General features: G+C 67.3%; 13 protein-coding genes. 10 read left to right on the top strand and 3 right to left on the bottom strand.

Annotation, left to right across the window (positions count from 1 at the left end):
- The first annotated feature begins 2 nt into the window (after positions 1-2).
- Positions 3-308: a DUF2160 domain-containing protein gene (locus SNOV_RS02580; RefSeq protein ID WP_013165348.1), complete on the top strand. Its 306-nt coding sequence runs from the start codon at positions 3-5 to the stop codon at positions 306-308.
- 54 nt (positions 309-362) lie between these two features.
- Complete coding sequence (locus tag SNOV_RS02585; protein WP_013165349.1) at positions 363-2,126, top strand: ABC transporter substrate-binding protein; 1,764 nt, start codon at positions 363-365, stop codon at positions 2,124-2,126.
- Positions 2,127-2,217: 91 nt separating this feature from the next.
- On the opposite strand, the gene SNOV_RS02590 is transcribed toward SNOV_RS02585, so the two are convergent.
- Positions 2,218-3,198, bottom strand: coding sequence for an aldo/keto reductase (locus tag SNOV_RS02590; RefSeq protein ID WP_013165350.1), 981 nt, complete (start codon positions 3,196-3,198; stop codon positions 2,218-2,220).
- A gap of 139 nt (positions 3,199-3,337) precedes the next feature.
- On the opposite strand from SNOV_RS02590, the gene SNOV_RS02595 reads away from it, so the two are divergent.
- From SNOV_RS02595 to SNOV_RS02625, 7 genes are all read left to right on the top strand, one after another.
- The gene (locus SNOV_RS02595) at positions 3,338-4,093 is read left to right on the top strand and encodes a GntR family transcriptional regulator (RefSeq protein WP_013165351.1); all 756 of its coding nucleotides are present in this window, start codon (positions 3,338-3,340) and stop codon (positions 4,091-4,093) included.
- A gap of 102 nt (positions 4,094-4,195) precedes the next feature.
- Positions 4,196-4,933, top strand: a complete 738-nt coding sequence (locus SNOV_RS02600) for an alpha/beta fold hydrolase (RefSeq protein ID WP_013165352.1) — start codon at positions 4,196-4,198, stop codon at positions 4,931-4,933.
- Positions 4,934-5,018: 85 nt separating this feature from the next.
- On the top strand, positions 5,019-6,761 hold the full coding sequence (locus SNOV_RS02605) for an ABC transporter permease (protein WP_013165353.1): 1,743 nt from the start codon (positions 5,019-5,021) through the stop codon (positions 6,759-6,761).
- Positions 6,761-7,849 carry an ABC transporter ATP-binding protein gene (locus tag SNOV_RS02610; RefSeq protein ID WP_013165354.1) on the top strand — a complete coding sequence of 363 codons (1,089 nt, stop codon included), beginning with the start codon at positions 6,761-6,763 and terminating at the stop codon, positions 7,847-7,849. The genes SNOV_RS02605 and SNOV_RS02610 overlap by 1 nt, the downstream gene beginning before the upstream one ends.
- Positions 7,850-7,875: 26 nt before the next feature.
- Positions 7,876-8,802, top strand: coding sequence for an alpha/beta hydrolase (locus SNOV_RS02615; protein ID WP_013165355.1), 927 nt, complete (start codon positions 7,876-7,878; stop codon positions 8,800-8,802).
- A 39-nt stretch (positions 8,803-8,841) separates the two neighbouring features.
- On the top strand, positions 8,842-9,879 hold the full coding sequence (locus SNOV_RS02620) for an ABC transporter substrate-binding protein (RefSeq protein ID WP_013165356.1): 1,038 nt from the start codon (positions 8,842-8,844) through the stop codon (positions 9,877-9,879).
- Between the two features lie 146 nt (positions 9,880-10,025).
- Positions 10,026-10,871, top strand: coding sequence for a fumarylacetoacetate hydrolase family protein (locus SNOV_RS02625; protein ID WP_013165357.1), 846 nt, complete (start codon positions 10,026-10,028; stop codon positions 10,869-10,871).
- 39 nt (positions 10,872-10,910) lie between these two features.
- Here the strand turns inward: SNOV_RS02625 and SNOV_RS02630 are convergent, their stop codons facing one another.
- Both SNOV_RS02630 and SNOV_RS02635 read right to left on the bottom strand, forming a co-directional pair.
- The gene (locus SNOV_RS02630; protein WP_013165358.1) at positions 10,911-11,423 is read right to left on the bottom strand and encodes a c-type cytochrome, methanol metabolism-related; all 513 of its coding nucleotides are present in this window, start codon (positions 11,421-11,423) and stop codon (positions 10,911-10,913) included.
- A gap of 96 nt (positions 11,424-11,519) precedes the next feature.
- On the bottom strand, positions 11,520-12,656 hold the full coding sequence (locus tag SNOV_RS02635) for a GAF domain-containing protein (protein WP_013165359.1): 1,137 nt from the start codon (positions 12,654-12,656) through the stop codon (positions 11,520-11,522).
- 385 nt (positions 12,657-13,041) lie between these two features.
- Between SNOV_RS02635 and SNOV_RS02640 the strand changes: the two genes are divergently transcribed.
- The gene (locus tag SNOV_RS02640) at positions 13,042-14,661 is read left to right on the top strand and encodes a GMC family oxidoreductase (protein WP_013165360.1); all 1,620 of its coding nucleotides are present in this window, start codon (positions 13,042-13,044) and stop codon (positions 14,659-14,661) included.
- Positions 14,662-14,782: the final 121 nt, after the last annotated feature.

Here is a 14,782-nt window from a genome sequence, read left to right on the forward strand (position 1 = left end):
CGATGGAAACCGGCACTTCGCTCCTCCCCGAAAGCCTCGCCTGGATGGCGTGGACCTGGCAGACCGGCCTGTTCTTCGCCGTGATCGCCAGCCTGCTCCTCGTCTTCACTTTGCTGGCGCTGTGGAGGCCGGAACGGGCGCGCGTCGGCGTGCTCGGCATCCCGACCACGCGCGGCGACCGGCTGTTCATCACGCTGCTGGGCAGCGCTTTCATCAACCTCGCCTGGCTCGGCCTGGTGGGACCCGATCTCGGCTGGGCGCTCGCGCTCTGCCTTGTCTACGCACTGGCGGTGTTCCGCCTCGTGTGATCTCGCCGAAGCGGCGGCAAGCCGCGGAATACAGGGAAGAAACCGGAGGAAGACATGTTGCAGTCATCGAGCCGAGGCCGGCTTCTGCTGGCCGCCAGCGCCGTGGCGCTGATCGCCTTCGCCGCGCCGGCACGCGCCGACGAGGCCGCCGCCAAGAAGTGGATCGACAACGAGTTCCAGCCTTCCACGCTCTCCAAGGAGGACCAGCTCAAGGAGATGCAGTGGTTCATCAATGCCGCGAAGCCCTTCGCCGGTATGGAGATCAACGTCGTCTCCGAGACCATCACCACGCATGAATACGAGGCCAAGACCCTCGCTAAGGCGTTCTCGGAGATCACCGGGATCAAGCTCACCCACGACCTCATCCAGGAGGGCGACGTGGTGGAGAAGATCCAGACGCAGATGCAGTCGGGCAAGAACATCTACGATGCGTGGGTGAACGATTCCGACCTGATCGGCACGCATTTCCGCTACAAGCAGGCGGTGAACCTCACCGACTTCATGGCCGGCGAGGGCAAGGACGTCACCTCGCCGACGCTGGACCTCAACGACTTCATCGGCCTGAGCTTCACCACGGCGCCGGACAAGAAGCTCTACCAGCTGCCCGACCAGCAGTTCGCCAACCTCTACTGGTTCCGCTACGACTGGTTCACCAACCCGGACTACAAGGCCAAGTTCAAGGCCAAGTACGGCTACGAGCTCGGCGTGCCGGTGAACTGGTCGGCCTATGAGGACATCGCCGAGTTCTTCTCCAACGACATCGGCACGATCGACGGCGTCAAGGTCTATGGCAACATGGACTACGGCAAGAAGGACCCCTCGCTCGGCTGGCGCTTCACCGATGCCTGGCTCTCCATGGCCGGCAATGGCGACCGCGGCCTGCCGAACGGCCTGCCCGTCGACGAATGGGGCATCCGTATGGAAGGCTGCCGCCCGGTCGGCTCCTCGGTCGAGCGCGGCGGCGATACCAACGGCCCGGCCTCGGTCTACGCCATCACCAAGTACATCGAGTGGCTGAAGAAATACACGCCGCCGCAGGCCGGCGGCATGACCTTCTCCGAGGCCGGCCCGGTGCCGGCGCAGGGCAACATCGCCCAGCAGATGTTCTGGTACACCGCCTTCACCGCCGACATGGTGAAGCCCGGCCTGCCGGTGATGAACGCCGACGGCACGCCGAAGTGGCGCATGGCGCCCTCGCCGCACGGCTCCTACTGGAAGGACGGCATGAAGCTCGGCTACCAGGACGTCGGTTCCTGGACCCTGCTCAAGTCCACCCCGGCGGAGCGCCGCAAGGCGGCCTGGCTCTACGCCCAGTTCGTCACCTCCAAGACGGTCTCGCTGAAGAAGAGCCATGTCGGCCTCACCTTCATCCGCGAGAGCGACATCTGGTCGCCGTCGATGACCGAGCGCGCGCCCAAGCTCGGCGGCCTGGTCGAGTTCTACCGCTCGCCGGCCCGCGTGCAGTGGTCGCCGACCGGCTCCAACGTGCCGGACTACCCCAAGCTGGCGCAGCTGTGGTGGCAGAACATCGGTGATGCCTCTTCCGGCGCTAAGACCCCGCAGGCGGCGATGGACTCCCTCGCCGCGGCGCAGGACTCGGTGATGGAGCGTCTGGAGCGTGCCGGCGTGCAGGGCGAGTGCGGCCCGAAGCTGAACGCCAAGAAGCCGATGGAATACTGGGTCGAGCTCGCCAAGAAGGAAGGCAACCTCGCCCCGCAGCCCAAGCTCGCCAATGAGAAGCCGCAGGGCGAGACCATCGACTACGACACGCTGATCAAGAGCTGGCCGGCCACTCCGCCGAAGAAGAGCACCAACTGAGTTCGACGCCGGCCGCCTCCACCTGAAGGCGGCCGGTGCCGGCGTGATGCGGGCGCAGGATCGGGGAAGCCGGTCCTGCGCTTTCGCTTTTCTAAAGGCCGAGCTTGTCGAGCTGCCCCTTGGGATAGCGCCCGCCTGCCGCCGCATGCAGCGGGAAGCCGGCATCGAGCGCGGCGATATCGTCTTCGTCGAGCGTCACCGCGCGGGCGCCCCAGTTCTGTTCGAGGTAGCTGCGGCGTTTGGTGCCGGGGATCGGCACGATGTCGTCGCCCCGCGACAGCAGCCAGGCCAGCGCCACCTGAGACAGCGCCGCGCCGTGCTTTTTCGCAATGCGCTCGATGGTGCCGAGAAGCCCGACATTCTGCTCGAAATTGCCTTCCTTGAAGCGTGGATGGTCGTGCCGGCGGTCGGCCTCGATGAGGTCGGTGCGGGTGCGGAAGGCGCCGGTAAGGAAGCCGCGGCCGAGTGGGGAATAGGCGACGAAGCCGATGCCGAGCTCGCGCACGGTCGGCAGGATCTCCGCCTCCACGTCGCGGCTCCACAGCGAATATTCGGTCTGCAAAGCGGCGAGGGGATGAGTCGCATGCGCCCGGCGGATCGTGTTCACGCCCGCCTCGCATATGCCGAGATGGCGCACCTTGCCGGCCTCGACCAGCCGCGCCATGGCGCCCACCGTCTCCTCGATCGGTACGTCCGGGTCGATGCGGTGGAGATAATACAGGTCGATCACTTCCACCCCGAGCCGCTTCAGGCTGGCCTCGCAGGCGACCGGGACATAGTCCGGCCGGCCATTGGTGAAGCCGCGCTCGCCGTTCGGCCCGCGCACATTGCCGAACTTGGTGGCGAGGATCGCCTTGTCGCGGCGGCCTTTCAGCGCCTCGCCGACGAGCTGCTCGTTCTTCCCGGCGGAATAGGCGTCCGACGTGTCGATGAAGTCGAGCCCGAGCTCCAGCGCGCGATGGATTGTGGCGATGGATTCGGGATCGTTCGGCGTGCCGTATTCGCCGGACATGCCGTAGCAGCCGAGCCCGATATCCGACACGCGCAGTCCGTCGGTGCCAAGTGACCGCATCTCGTTCCTCCCAAGGGTGGCGGCGGCCGTTCTCCGACGGCCTGTTTGCCGAAGCCTCGTGCGCATACTAGGCTGCGTCTCGGAAAAAATATATATTTTCTCCGAACGGGGCCGGGGTTGGATTTCGGATGGGCAGGACATGGTGGACGAAGCGGCCGGCGCAGGGGCACTGCGCCCCATGAGCGTGAATCCGCTGGAGGAGATGGGCGGCGAGGCGGAGGCGCGCAGTCTGACCAGCGCGACCTATCGCCGGTTGAAGAAGGACATCCTCGCCTGCGCCTTGCAGCCGGGCCAGCGGCTGAAGATCTCCGACCTCGCCGCGCAGTACGGTTGCAGCCCCGGCGCCGTGCGCGAGGCGTTGACGCGGCTCGTGGCGGAGGAACTCGTGGTCTCGGAGGACCAGCGCGGCTTCCGTGTCGCGCCGGTCTCGCGCAGCGACCTGCTCGACCTCACGCAAACCCGCATCGATATTGAAACCGCGGCGCTCCGGCACGCCATCGCCAAGGGCGGCCTCGACTGGCAGGCGGGCATCGTCTCGACCATATTCCGGCTGTCGAACGAGCCCGTGCTCGACGACAGCGGCGCGCCCAACCCGCGCTGGTCCAAGCTGCACCAGGATTTCCACATGGCACTGGTGGCGGGATGCAACTCGCCGCGGCTGATGCGATTGTGCCTCGCCTATTTCCACCAGTCGCAGCGCTTCCGCGTGCTGACCATCCGCTACCATGAGCGCGGCCGCTCGGCGGATGCCGAGCACCGCGAGCTCGCGGACGCCGTGATCGGAAGGGACGCGGAGCGCGCCGTGCGCCTGCTGGCCGACCACTACAACCGGACGACGAATCTGATCATCGACGTGGACCGCGACGGCGACCTGTCGATGCTGACCGCGACGTGAAAATATAGTATCGGAAAAAATATATATTTTTTATTGACATGCAGGGGGGAGGTTGAGACCTTTCCCGCCCGGATGTCTCGACCGCGACCGAAAGGGCGCCGCATGGACAGTGCCTTCATCGAGCCCACCCTCGACGCCGGCGCCGCCGTCGGACAGCTAGTGCTCGTGCCCGGCCTCGGCTGCACGGAGCAGCTCTTCGCCGGCCAGGTCTGCCGGCTCGCGCGGCATTCGCGGGTGCGCTTCGCCGATACGCGGCGCGATGACACCATTGCCGGCATGGCCCGCCGGCTGCTGGAGGAGGTCGACGGCCCCTTCGCGCTCGCCGGACTTTCCATGGGCGGCTATGTCGCCATGGAGGTCGTCCGGCAGGCGCCTTCGCGTGTCACCCGGCTGGCTCTGCTCGACACCACCGCGGCGCCCGATGCCGAGAGCGCCCGCGAGTTCCGCCTGAAGCTCAGCGATCTCGCTCTGCGCGGGCACCTCGACGAGGTGCATGAGGCGCTGTGGCCGCGTCTGGTGGCGCCGAGCCGCCGAGATGACGCCGTCCTCGAAGGGCAGGTCTATTCGATGCTGGTCGCCACCGGCGGCGCCGCCTTCGCCCGCCAGCAGAACGCCATCATCGGCCGCGCCGATTCCCGCCCGGTGCTGGAGGGCGTCGCCGTGCCCACGCTGATCGTGGTCGGCTCGGAGGACATCGTCACCCCGGTCGCCACCGCCGCCGAGATGGCCGGTCTCGTGCCCGGCGCAAGGCTGACCGTGGTGGAAGGCTCGGGCCATCTCAGCACGATGGAGGCTGCCGCCACCGTCGCCGACGCCATGGAGGAGTGGCTGACGCACTGACGGATGCCTGCCGCCGACGCCATGGCGGATCACAGAAGAATAAACCGGCACACATCGCAAAGATGGGCCGGGCCAGGAGGAGCCCATGAGTTCGATCGCCGCTGCGAGCGGCGTGGCGCGCCCGAGTGCAGCATCGCGCTGGTTAAGCCTCGAGACCTTTGTGCTGGGAGGCGCGATCCTCTCGCTCGTCATCCTCGTCGTCCTGCCCGTCGCCTCGCTGGTGGTCGCCAGCCTGTGGTCTGAGGACGGCGTCACCCTGGCCTATTACGAGCGGGCGCTGACCGGCGGCTCCTATCTGAGGGCGCTGGGCAATTCGCTCACGCTGGGCGCCTGGGTCGGGCTGATCAGCGTCATCGTCGGCGTGCCGCTCGCCTGGGCGGTGAGCCGCACCAATGTGCCGGGCAAGCCGCTGATCCAGGCGACGGCGACGCTCTCTTATCTGTCGCCGCCCTTCCTCACCTCCATCGCCTTCGTGAATCTATTCAGCCCCAATGCCGGGATCATCAACGTCCTGCTGCGCGACGTGCTGGGGCTGGGGATCACCTTCGACATCTTCACCATGAGCGGCCTCGTCTTCGTCACGGCGCTGCACACCTTCCCTTTCGTGTACCTCTTGGCATCAAGCGCGCTGCAGTCGGTCGATGCGTCTTATGAGGAGGCGGCGCAGATCCTCGGCGCCAGCAAGATCCGCACGGCACTCACCATCACCGCGCCATTGGTGGCGCCCGCCATCCTGTCCGGCACGCTGCTCGCCTTCGTGAACGCCATCGCGCTGTTCGGCTCACAGGCGATCATCGGCCTGCCCGGTCGCATCGTGACGCTGCCGACGCGCATCTACGCGCTGTTCGACTATCCCCCGCAATACGGGCTGGCGGCGGCGCTGTCGCTGCTCTTCGTCGCCATCACCGTCATCGCGCTCTATCTCCAGCGCATGTTCCTGGCGCGGCGCTCCTATGTGACGCTCGGCGGCAAGGGAGCGCGCAGCCAATTGGTCGATCTCGGCCCCTGGCGCTGGGTGCTGTTCGGCGTCTGCGTGCTGGTGTGCCTGTTCGCCGTGGTCATGCCCTTCGCCTCGCTCATCGCCGTGTCGCTGAGCAAGTCGTGGGGGCTGGATTTCTGGCAGAGCCTGACGCTCGACAATTACAGGTTCATCCTGTTCGAGTACGACGTCACCCGCCGCGCCATCCTCAACAGCCTCGTCCTGGCGACCATCGCCGCCACCGCCTGCGTGGCCCTCGGCGCCATCATCGGCTGGATCGACGTGCGCACGAAGATGCCGGGGCGGCGCCTGCTCGACTACGCCTCGCTGGTGCCGCTCGGCCTGCCGGGCATCGTCATGGCGGTGGCGCTGCTGCAGTTCTGGCTGTCGGTGCCTTACATCGTGCTCTACGGCACCTTCGCCATCCTGCTGCTGGCCTATATCGGCCGCTACGTGCCGCTCGGCGTGCGTGCGGCGAACTCCTCGCTGCGCCAGGTCGACCCTTCGCTGGAGGAGGCGGCGCACATACTCGGCGCCTCCTGGGGCCACACCATGCGCGAGATCACCCTGCCGCTGATCCGGCCGGGCCTGCTCGCCGGCTGGCTGCTGGTGTTCGTGCCGGTGGTGCAGGAGCTCTCGGCGTCGATCCTGCTGTTCTCGTCCGGCACCATCACCCTCGCAGTGGCGGTCTACAACCTCTACGAGACCGGCTACATCGAGCCGGTCTCCGCCCTCGCCATGGTCAACATGACCATCATCGTCGTCGCCATGCTGATCGCGCACCGCCTCGGTGCCGGCCGCAAGACGGTGAGCGACGACAGCAGCACGTCGTTCGGAGGCGCACGCTAATGGCCAGGATCCTCATCTCCGGGCTGACCAAGTCCTATACCGGCAACGGCGCCGCGCTGAGCGCGCTCGACCTCGACATCAAGGACAACCAGTTCGTCACCCTGCTCGGCCCGTCCGGCTGCGGCAAGACGACGACGCTGCGCCTGATCGCCGGCTACATGACACCGGATGCCGGCACCATCCGGGTCGGCGACCGGGTCATCTCGTCGGCCGAAGGCGTCGCCCCGCCGGACAAGCGCGGCATGGGCATGGTGTTCCAGAACTATGCCGTCTGGCCGCACAAGACGGTCTACGAGAACGTCGTCTTCGGCCTGAAGCTGCGCCGGATCCCTTCGGAGGAGGCTCGGCGCCGCGTGCTGGAGACGCTAGCGCTGGTGAACCTCACGGGTCTCGAGAACCGCTTCCCGGCCGAGCTCTCCGGCGGGCAGCAGCAGCGCGTGGCGCTTGCCCGCAGCCTGGTCGTGGAGCCGGAGATCCTGCTGCTCGACGAGCCGCTGTCCAATCTCGACGCCAAGCTGCGCGAGCGCATGCGGCTCGAACTGAAGCAGCTCCAGCGGCGTACCGGCATCACCTTCGTCTATGTGACGCACGACCAGGCCGAGGCGCTGGCGCTCTCCGACCAGATCGCGGTCATGCATGGTGGCAAGCTCCAGCAATACGGCACGCCTGACGATGTCTACCGGCGCCCGGCCAACAAGATCGTCGCCGACTTCATGGGCATCGTGAACTTTGTGCCGGGCATCGCGCGCGGCGGCGAGACGATCGAGATCGACGGCGTCGAGATGCGCTCGCCGCATGCGGGCGGGCTCGTCCCCGGCGAGCCGATCGACGTCGCGGTGCGGCCGGAGAATGTGCGCCTGTCCCGCGACGGAGCGGACGGCAAGCGGCTCACCGGGACGATCACCGAGAAGACCTATCTCGGCAACCTCATCGAATACTGGGTGCAACTCGCCTCCGGCGCGGTGCTGCGGGCGCAGACGCATCCGCTGGAGCAGTTCGATCCGGGCGAGGCCGTGGGCCTCGTCATCGATGCTCAGGAGAGCAGCGTCTTCCCGCGCGGCGAGGCGTCACCCTCGACCAAACACTAGGCACGCATTCGAGAACGGAGAACATCATGCAGAGCGCGACCGCGCCGAAGCCCGTCGTCACCGGGCGCGAGCACTGGACGAAGAACGGCGATGCCGAGCTGTTCCTCTGGCAGAAGGCGCCCGCCGACGGGCGCACGCCGGCCGGCACCATCCTGTTCGTCCACGGCTCGTCCATGGCCTCGCAGCCGACCTTCGACCTGCAGGTGCCCGGCCGGCCGTGGTCCTCGGCGATGGACTATTTCGTCGACAAGGGCTTCGAGACCTGGTGCGTCGACATGCGCGGCTATGGCCGCTCCGACAAGCGGCCGGGCACGCGCGCGACCATCGCCGAGGGCGCCGAGGATCTGGTGGCGGCGACCGACTACATCATCCGCGAGACCGGGGCGACGTCGTTCCACACCTACGGCATCTCCTCCGGCGCGCTGCGCGCCGCCGCCTTCACCGAGCTCAAGCCCGAACGCGTGAAGCGCCTCGCGCTCGACGCCTTCGTGTGGACCGGGGAGGGCAGCCACACGCTGGAGAACCGGCGCAAGAAGCTCCCCGACTTCCGCGAGGGCGAGCGGCGGCCGATCGACAAGGCCTTCGTCTATTCGATCTTCAACCGCGACCATCCCGGCGCGGCTGAGGACAAGGTGATCGAAGCCTTCGCCGACGGCATCACCGCCCTCGACGATTCCATGCCGAACGGCACCTATATCGACATGTGCACGCGGCTGCCGCTCATCGACCCGGCGAAGATCACCGTGCCGACCATCATCATGCGCGGCGAGTGGGACGGCATCGCCGGCTTCGACGATCTCGCCGCCTTCTTCAAGCTTCTGCCCAATCCCGACAAGCAGTTCGCGGTGATGCCGGGCATCTCGCACGCCTCGATCCAGCAGAAGAACTACATGATCGTCTACCACATACTGCACGCCTTCTTCACCCAGCCGGACCCCGTCTATCGCGGCTGAGCAAGCACCAATCACAAAACAAAAGAACCGGAGGAAACCATGCTGAAGAACGCCATCGTGCATAGATCCGTGCGTTGCTGGCTTGCCGCCGGCGCGGGCCTCCTCATCGGCAGCTTCGCCTTCGCCGCCTCGGCGGAGGAGGTCGACATGGCCAAGGCGAAGGCCGAGGGCAAGCTGGTCTGGTACACCTCGACCGCCATCGGGCAGGCCAACAACCTCGCGCTGATGTTCGAGAAGCAGACCGGCATCAAGGTCGAGCTGTTCCGCTCGGGCGGCTCGGCCATCCTGCGCCGCTTCATGCAGGAAGCCTCCGCCGGCAAGATCGCGGCCGACGTGATGACGATGTCGGACCCGGCCGCGGCCGACCAGCTCTCCGAGAAGGGCACCTTCGTCGCCTTCAAGCCGAAGGACTTCGACAAGATCACCGAAACCGCGAGGAACAAGGACGGCTACTGGATCGCCCAGCGCCTCAACGCCATCACCATCTACATGCGCGGCGACAAGGTGCCGCCGGCCGAGCGGCCCAAGAAGTGGACCGACCTCACCGACGCGAAATATGACGGCAAGCTGGTGATGACCGACCCGAGCTTCACCTCGGTCCAGCTCACCACGGTCGGCGTGCTCGCCGACAAGTATGGCTGGGACTACTACGAGAAGCTGAACGACGGCGACATCATGATCGTCCAGGGCAACCAGCAGGTCGCCGACAACATCAAGCGCGGCGAGCGGCTCATCGCGGTGGGCGCGCTCGACGTCTACATCGCCGCCGACCGCCGCAACGGCCACGACTTCGTCTCGATCTATCCGGAGGACGGCACGCTGCTGATCCCCTCGCCGACGGGGATCATCAAGGGCGGCCCGCACCCGAACGCGGCCAAGGCCTTCGCCGAGTTCATGATCAGCCCCGAGGCGCAGAAGACCTTCCCGGAGACCGGCGAATATTCGGCGCGCGTCGACATGGCGCCGCCCGCCGGCAATCCCAAGGTCGACGAGATCAAGCTGATGCCGGTGGACTATGAGAAGCTGGAAACCCAGGCCGCCGAGATCAAGGAAAAGTTCAACGACATCTTCCGCTGACATAAGGCGCGGGTCCGGGCGCCTTCAGGCACCGGGGTCCGCTCGCCAGACCGACATGCGTCCGGCCTCCCGGGCGCCTGCGGCGAGTCCGATCGATCGGACCCGCCATCCCTCCACTCGACTTCCTAACCAAGACGGAACGACACATGAAACTCTGCCGCGTAGGTGAACTGGGCAAGGAAAAGCCGGCCCTCGTCGATGGCAATGGGCGGCTGCGCGACATCTCGCAGGTCATCGGCGAGATCGACGGCGGCGTGCTGGAGCGCGGCGACCTCGGCAAGCTGGCCGGCCTCGATGTCGAGGCGCTGCCGCTCATCGCCGGCACGCCGCGCTACGGCGTTCCGATCGCCAATGTCTCGAAGATGGTGTGCATCGGCCTGAACTATTCCGACCACGCCAAGGAAGCGGGCCTCGCCATCCCCTCCGAGCCGATCATCTTCCTCAAGGCGCCGAGCGCCTTCTGCGGCCCGAACGACCCGACCATCATCCCGGTCGGCTCCAGCAAGCTCGACTGGGAGGTCGAGCTCGGCGTGGTCATCGGCAAGACGACCCGCAACATCAGTGAGGCCGACGCCTTCTCGGCGGTGGCGGGCTATTGCGTGGTGAACGACGTCTCCGAGCGCGCCTTCCAGATGCAGAGCTCGCAATGGGACAAAGGCAAGAACTGCGACAGCTTCGGCCCCATCGGCCCGTGGTTCGTGACCAAGGACGAGGTGCCGGACCCGCAGGCTCTGGCGATGAAGGCGAGCGTCAACGGCACCGTCATGCAGGACGGCAGCACGTCGACCATGATCTTCGACGTGCGCACGCTGGTCTCCTATGTCAGCCGCTACATGACGCTGGCGCCCGGTGACATCATCGCCACCGGCACGCCGCCCGGCGTCGGCATGGGCCAGAAGCCTGAGCCGATCTGGCTGAAGGCGGGCGACGTGGTGGAGATCGAGATCGCCGGTCTCGGCCACCAGTGCCAGCGGGTGACCGCGCGAGGCTGACGCCGTCCAGCATGCCAGGCCGGGGATGCGCACTGGGCATCAGCCCATGCACGCATCCTCGGTCTTGCTGTATCCGGCCGGCTTCGGCGCGTTCTTCTGCGGCTGCCCTCGCCCGAGGGCGCCGTCGGAGCGCGCGCGCAGATAGACGAAGATCGCGTCGAGGTAGCACATCACGTTCGGGTTGGTGCCGAAGGCGGGCATGACGAGGTCCTGGCTGGCGCTGACGTTCTGCTTGCCGTTCGTCACCGTGTCGGTGAACTGGCTGTAGCTGAGCGTCTTGAGCGCGTCGACCAGCGAAGGGCCGAAGCTCGATCCCAGCCCGTCCGGTCCATGGCACTGCATGCAGTTGGCCGTGTAGCGGATGTAGCCGACCGAGGTGTACCAGTCGACGGTGCCGTCCTTGTCGATCTTGAAGGTCGGGTTGCCGTTCTTGTCGGCATATTCCCCGTCACTGGAACTGACGGCGGCCGGGTCGCCGGAGCCGTCGGCATTCACCTGCGACGGGACGAGGAGAAGGAGGGCGGCCATCACCGCCCGGATCCGTACCTGCATGTTGTCCTCCCATGCCGTCCGACTTCTCTGAGGGTCGGATCGTGACATGCCGTGGCGGACTGTCTTGCCACCGCGCACGGCGGTCAAGTCGGACGGTCAGTGATCACGCTTGTGTGGGGCCGTCGCGGTCCCGGTGCGGACCGGCGCCTGCCGCTCGACCCGGCGCAGCGTTTCGCGCAGCTGGCGGTCGATCGCGCGCAGGCGCACCTCGTCTGACGCCAGCGCCGCCAGCGCCATCAGGGTCTGCGCCTCGCGCTCGTCCAGCTTGCGGGGCTTGTAGTCGATGACGCAGAGAGAGCCGACGGTGAAGCCCTCATTGTCCATGACCGGCGCCCCCGCATAGAAGCGGAACAGCGGCTGGCCCTGCACGGCGGGATTCTTCGCGAAGCGGGGATCGCGCGACAGGTCCTCCACCGAGAAGACGCCCTTCTGCAGGATGGTGTGATTGCAGAAGGCCCAGCTGCGCGGCGTTTCGGGAAGGTCGAGGCCGAAGCGCGACTTGAACCATTGCCGGGTCGGCGTGAGCAGCGTGAGCAGCGCGATGGGCGCGTCGAGGTTGCGTGCGGCCAGCCAGGTCAGGCGGTCGAACGCCTCCTCGGGTGCGGTGTCCAGCAGCCCCGAACGCTCCAGCGCCACCAGCCTCTGGCTCTCGTTCAGCGCGATGGGAAAGGGCAGGTCGTCCTGAGCGACGATGACCTCGCCCGCATCCGCCAGCGAGGCGCGGATCGCCGCCGGCGCCTGGTCGGGCGCGTCGAGGCGGAGCACCCGGTCGGGCAGGGCGCGCGCCGACGCGGCGACGGCCAGCAGGCGGGTATGGCCGAGGGAGGGGTTCGAGGCCACGTTGTTCAAGAGCGCCAGCCGCTCGGGATCGGTCTCGTCGAGGTCGACGAGGATGGCATAGGGCCGCGCCGAGCCGATGGCGAACAGCGCGTCGTGCACATCGTCGAAGACCTCCGCCGTGCACTCGGCGACGTCGGCGAACAGGCGTTCATAGAAGGCAAGCCGTTCCGCCGGCGCCACGACGATCACGGTGGCCGAGGGCAGGGCCTCGTCCTGCGCGCGCTTTTCGATCAGCGCCATGATGTCCGCGCGATAGACGCGCCGGTGCCCGCCCGGCGTCTTCCATGACGGTACCGAGCCGCCCTCGATCAGCAGCTGCGCCGTGCGGATCGAGACGCCGAGCAGCCTCGCGGTGTCCGCTGTAGTCAGAATGTCCTTGTCGGTCTTTCCCATCGCTTTCCCGGCAGCTCACGCCCTTCACGCACCGGAAACGTTCAGCTTTCCGGCGTTGCGCTGACCTATTCCCTATCAAGCTGGGGATCGTCGCGCAAAATTATAAGAGTTGCTAAATTTGATAGATTTGATACTCATCTCGCCCCGACGGTGAGCGCATCTGCCCGCCGTCGTCGGAGGCGGTTCCCGCCCGCGCCGTGCTCTGCAGGCACGCGAGCGGACGGGAAGGCTCTGGCAGATCGTGTGAGTGAGTGGCGCCCCCCATGCGCCGGCAGCGCAGAGGATCAGCACCGCCCGCCCGATTGCTAGCCCAGCAGAACATTGCCCGTCCTGCCGCCCCCCCGTTCCCGACCAATGCGAGTTCCCTTCAACAAGGAAGTCCAAGATGATCACGCAAGCCGCGCATGCCGAGGATCGGGATTTTTCCCGGCGGGCGCATGAGAACCAGGCCCGGCTGACCGCCGGACTGAAGCCGAGCTACGACTTCATCGTCTGCGGCGCCGGAGCGTCGGGCTCCGTGGTCGCCCGGCGCCTGGCGGAGAACCCCGATGTCCATGTCCTGCTGATCGAGGCCGGCGGCAGCGACGACGCCGAGACCGTGCTCGACCCCGCCCAATGGCCCGCCAATCTCGGCAGCGAGCGCGACTGGGGATTCCAGGCGCAGCCGAACCCGCACCTGAACGGCCGCGCCCTGCCCATGTCCATGGGCAAGGGGCTGGGCGGCGGCTCCAGCATCAACGTCATGGTGTGGGCGCGCGGGCACCGCAGCGACTGGGACCATTTTGCCGCCGAGGCGGACGATCCGGCCTGGGGCTACGACGCGGTGCTCGACATCTATCGCCGGATCGAGAACTGGCAGGGCGCGCCCGACCCCGACTATCGCGGCACCTCCGGTCCAGTATGGGTGCAGCCGGCGCCAGATCCCAGCCCGATCGCGGGCGCCATGGTCGATGCGGCGCGCGAGCTCGGCATTCCCGCCTATGACCATCCCAACGGCCGGATGATGGAAGGGGCGGGCGGCGCCGCCATCAGCGACGCGCTGATCCGCGACGGGCGGCGGCACTCGCTCTATCGCGCCTATGTCCGCCCTATGCTCGACCGTCCGAACCTGACGGTGCTGACCGATACGCTGGTGCGTCGCGTGCTGTTCACCGGCCGGCGGGCGACCGGCGTGGAAATCGTCCGCGGTGGAGAAGTGCTGATCGTCGGCGCGGAGAAGGAGATCGTGCTGTCGCTCGGCGCCATCCACACGCCGAAGGTGCTCATGCATTCCGGCATCGGCGACCGCGCCGAGCTGGACCGCTTCGCCATCCCCGTGGTGCAGCACCTGCCCGGCGTCGGGCAGAACCTGCAGGACCACGTCTCGTTCGGCTGCATCTGGGACTATGCGGAGCCGCTCGCGCCGCGCAACAGTGGCAGCGAGGCCACGCTCTACTGGAAGAGTCGGCCGGACCTCGACGCGCCGGACCTATTGTTCTGCCAGCTCGAATTCCCCGTCGCGAGCGAGCGGACGGCGGCGAGGGGCGTGCCCGAACATGGATGGACTATGTTCGCCGGCCTTGCACAGCCGGCGAGCCGCGGGCGGGTGCGCCTGCAGGACAGCGATCCGTTGGCGCCGGTCGCCATCGACGCGAACATGCTGTCCGATCCCGCCGACATGGACACGGCCGTCGCCTGCGTCGAGCTGTGCCGCGAACTCGGCAATGCGCACGCCTTCCGCCCGCTCGTCCGCGGCGAGGCGATGCCGGGCAACCTCAAGGGCGAGGCGCTGAGGCAGTTCATCCGCGAGGCCGCCGTCACCTATTGGCACCAGAGCTGCACCGCCAAGATGGGCCGCGACCCAATGTCGGTCGTCGATGCCTCGCTCCGGGTCTACGGGGTCGACGGGTTGCGGGTCGCCGACGGCTCGATCATGCCCCGCGTCGCCACCGGCAACACACAGGCGCCCTGCGCCGTCATCGGCGAACGCGCCGCCGCGATGCTGCGCACCGCGCACGGCCTGTGATCATCGCCCCGACCGGCGCCGCGGCGCGGGCCTCGATGCGGGAGGGAGGCCGTCGAGGACGGTCCTCCTCGCGCATCCCACGGCACACATGCGGCGGCCGGGGGAACGCCCCTCCTTTTCG

It is taken from the genome of Ancylobacter novellus DSM 506 (assembly GCF_000092925.1).
GTDB classification, from domain to species: domain Bacteria; phylum Pseudomonadota; class Alphaproteobacteria; order Rhizobiales; family Xanthobacteraceae; genus Ancylobacter; species Ancylobacter novellus.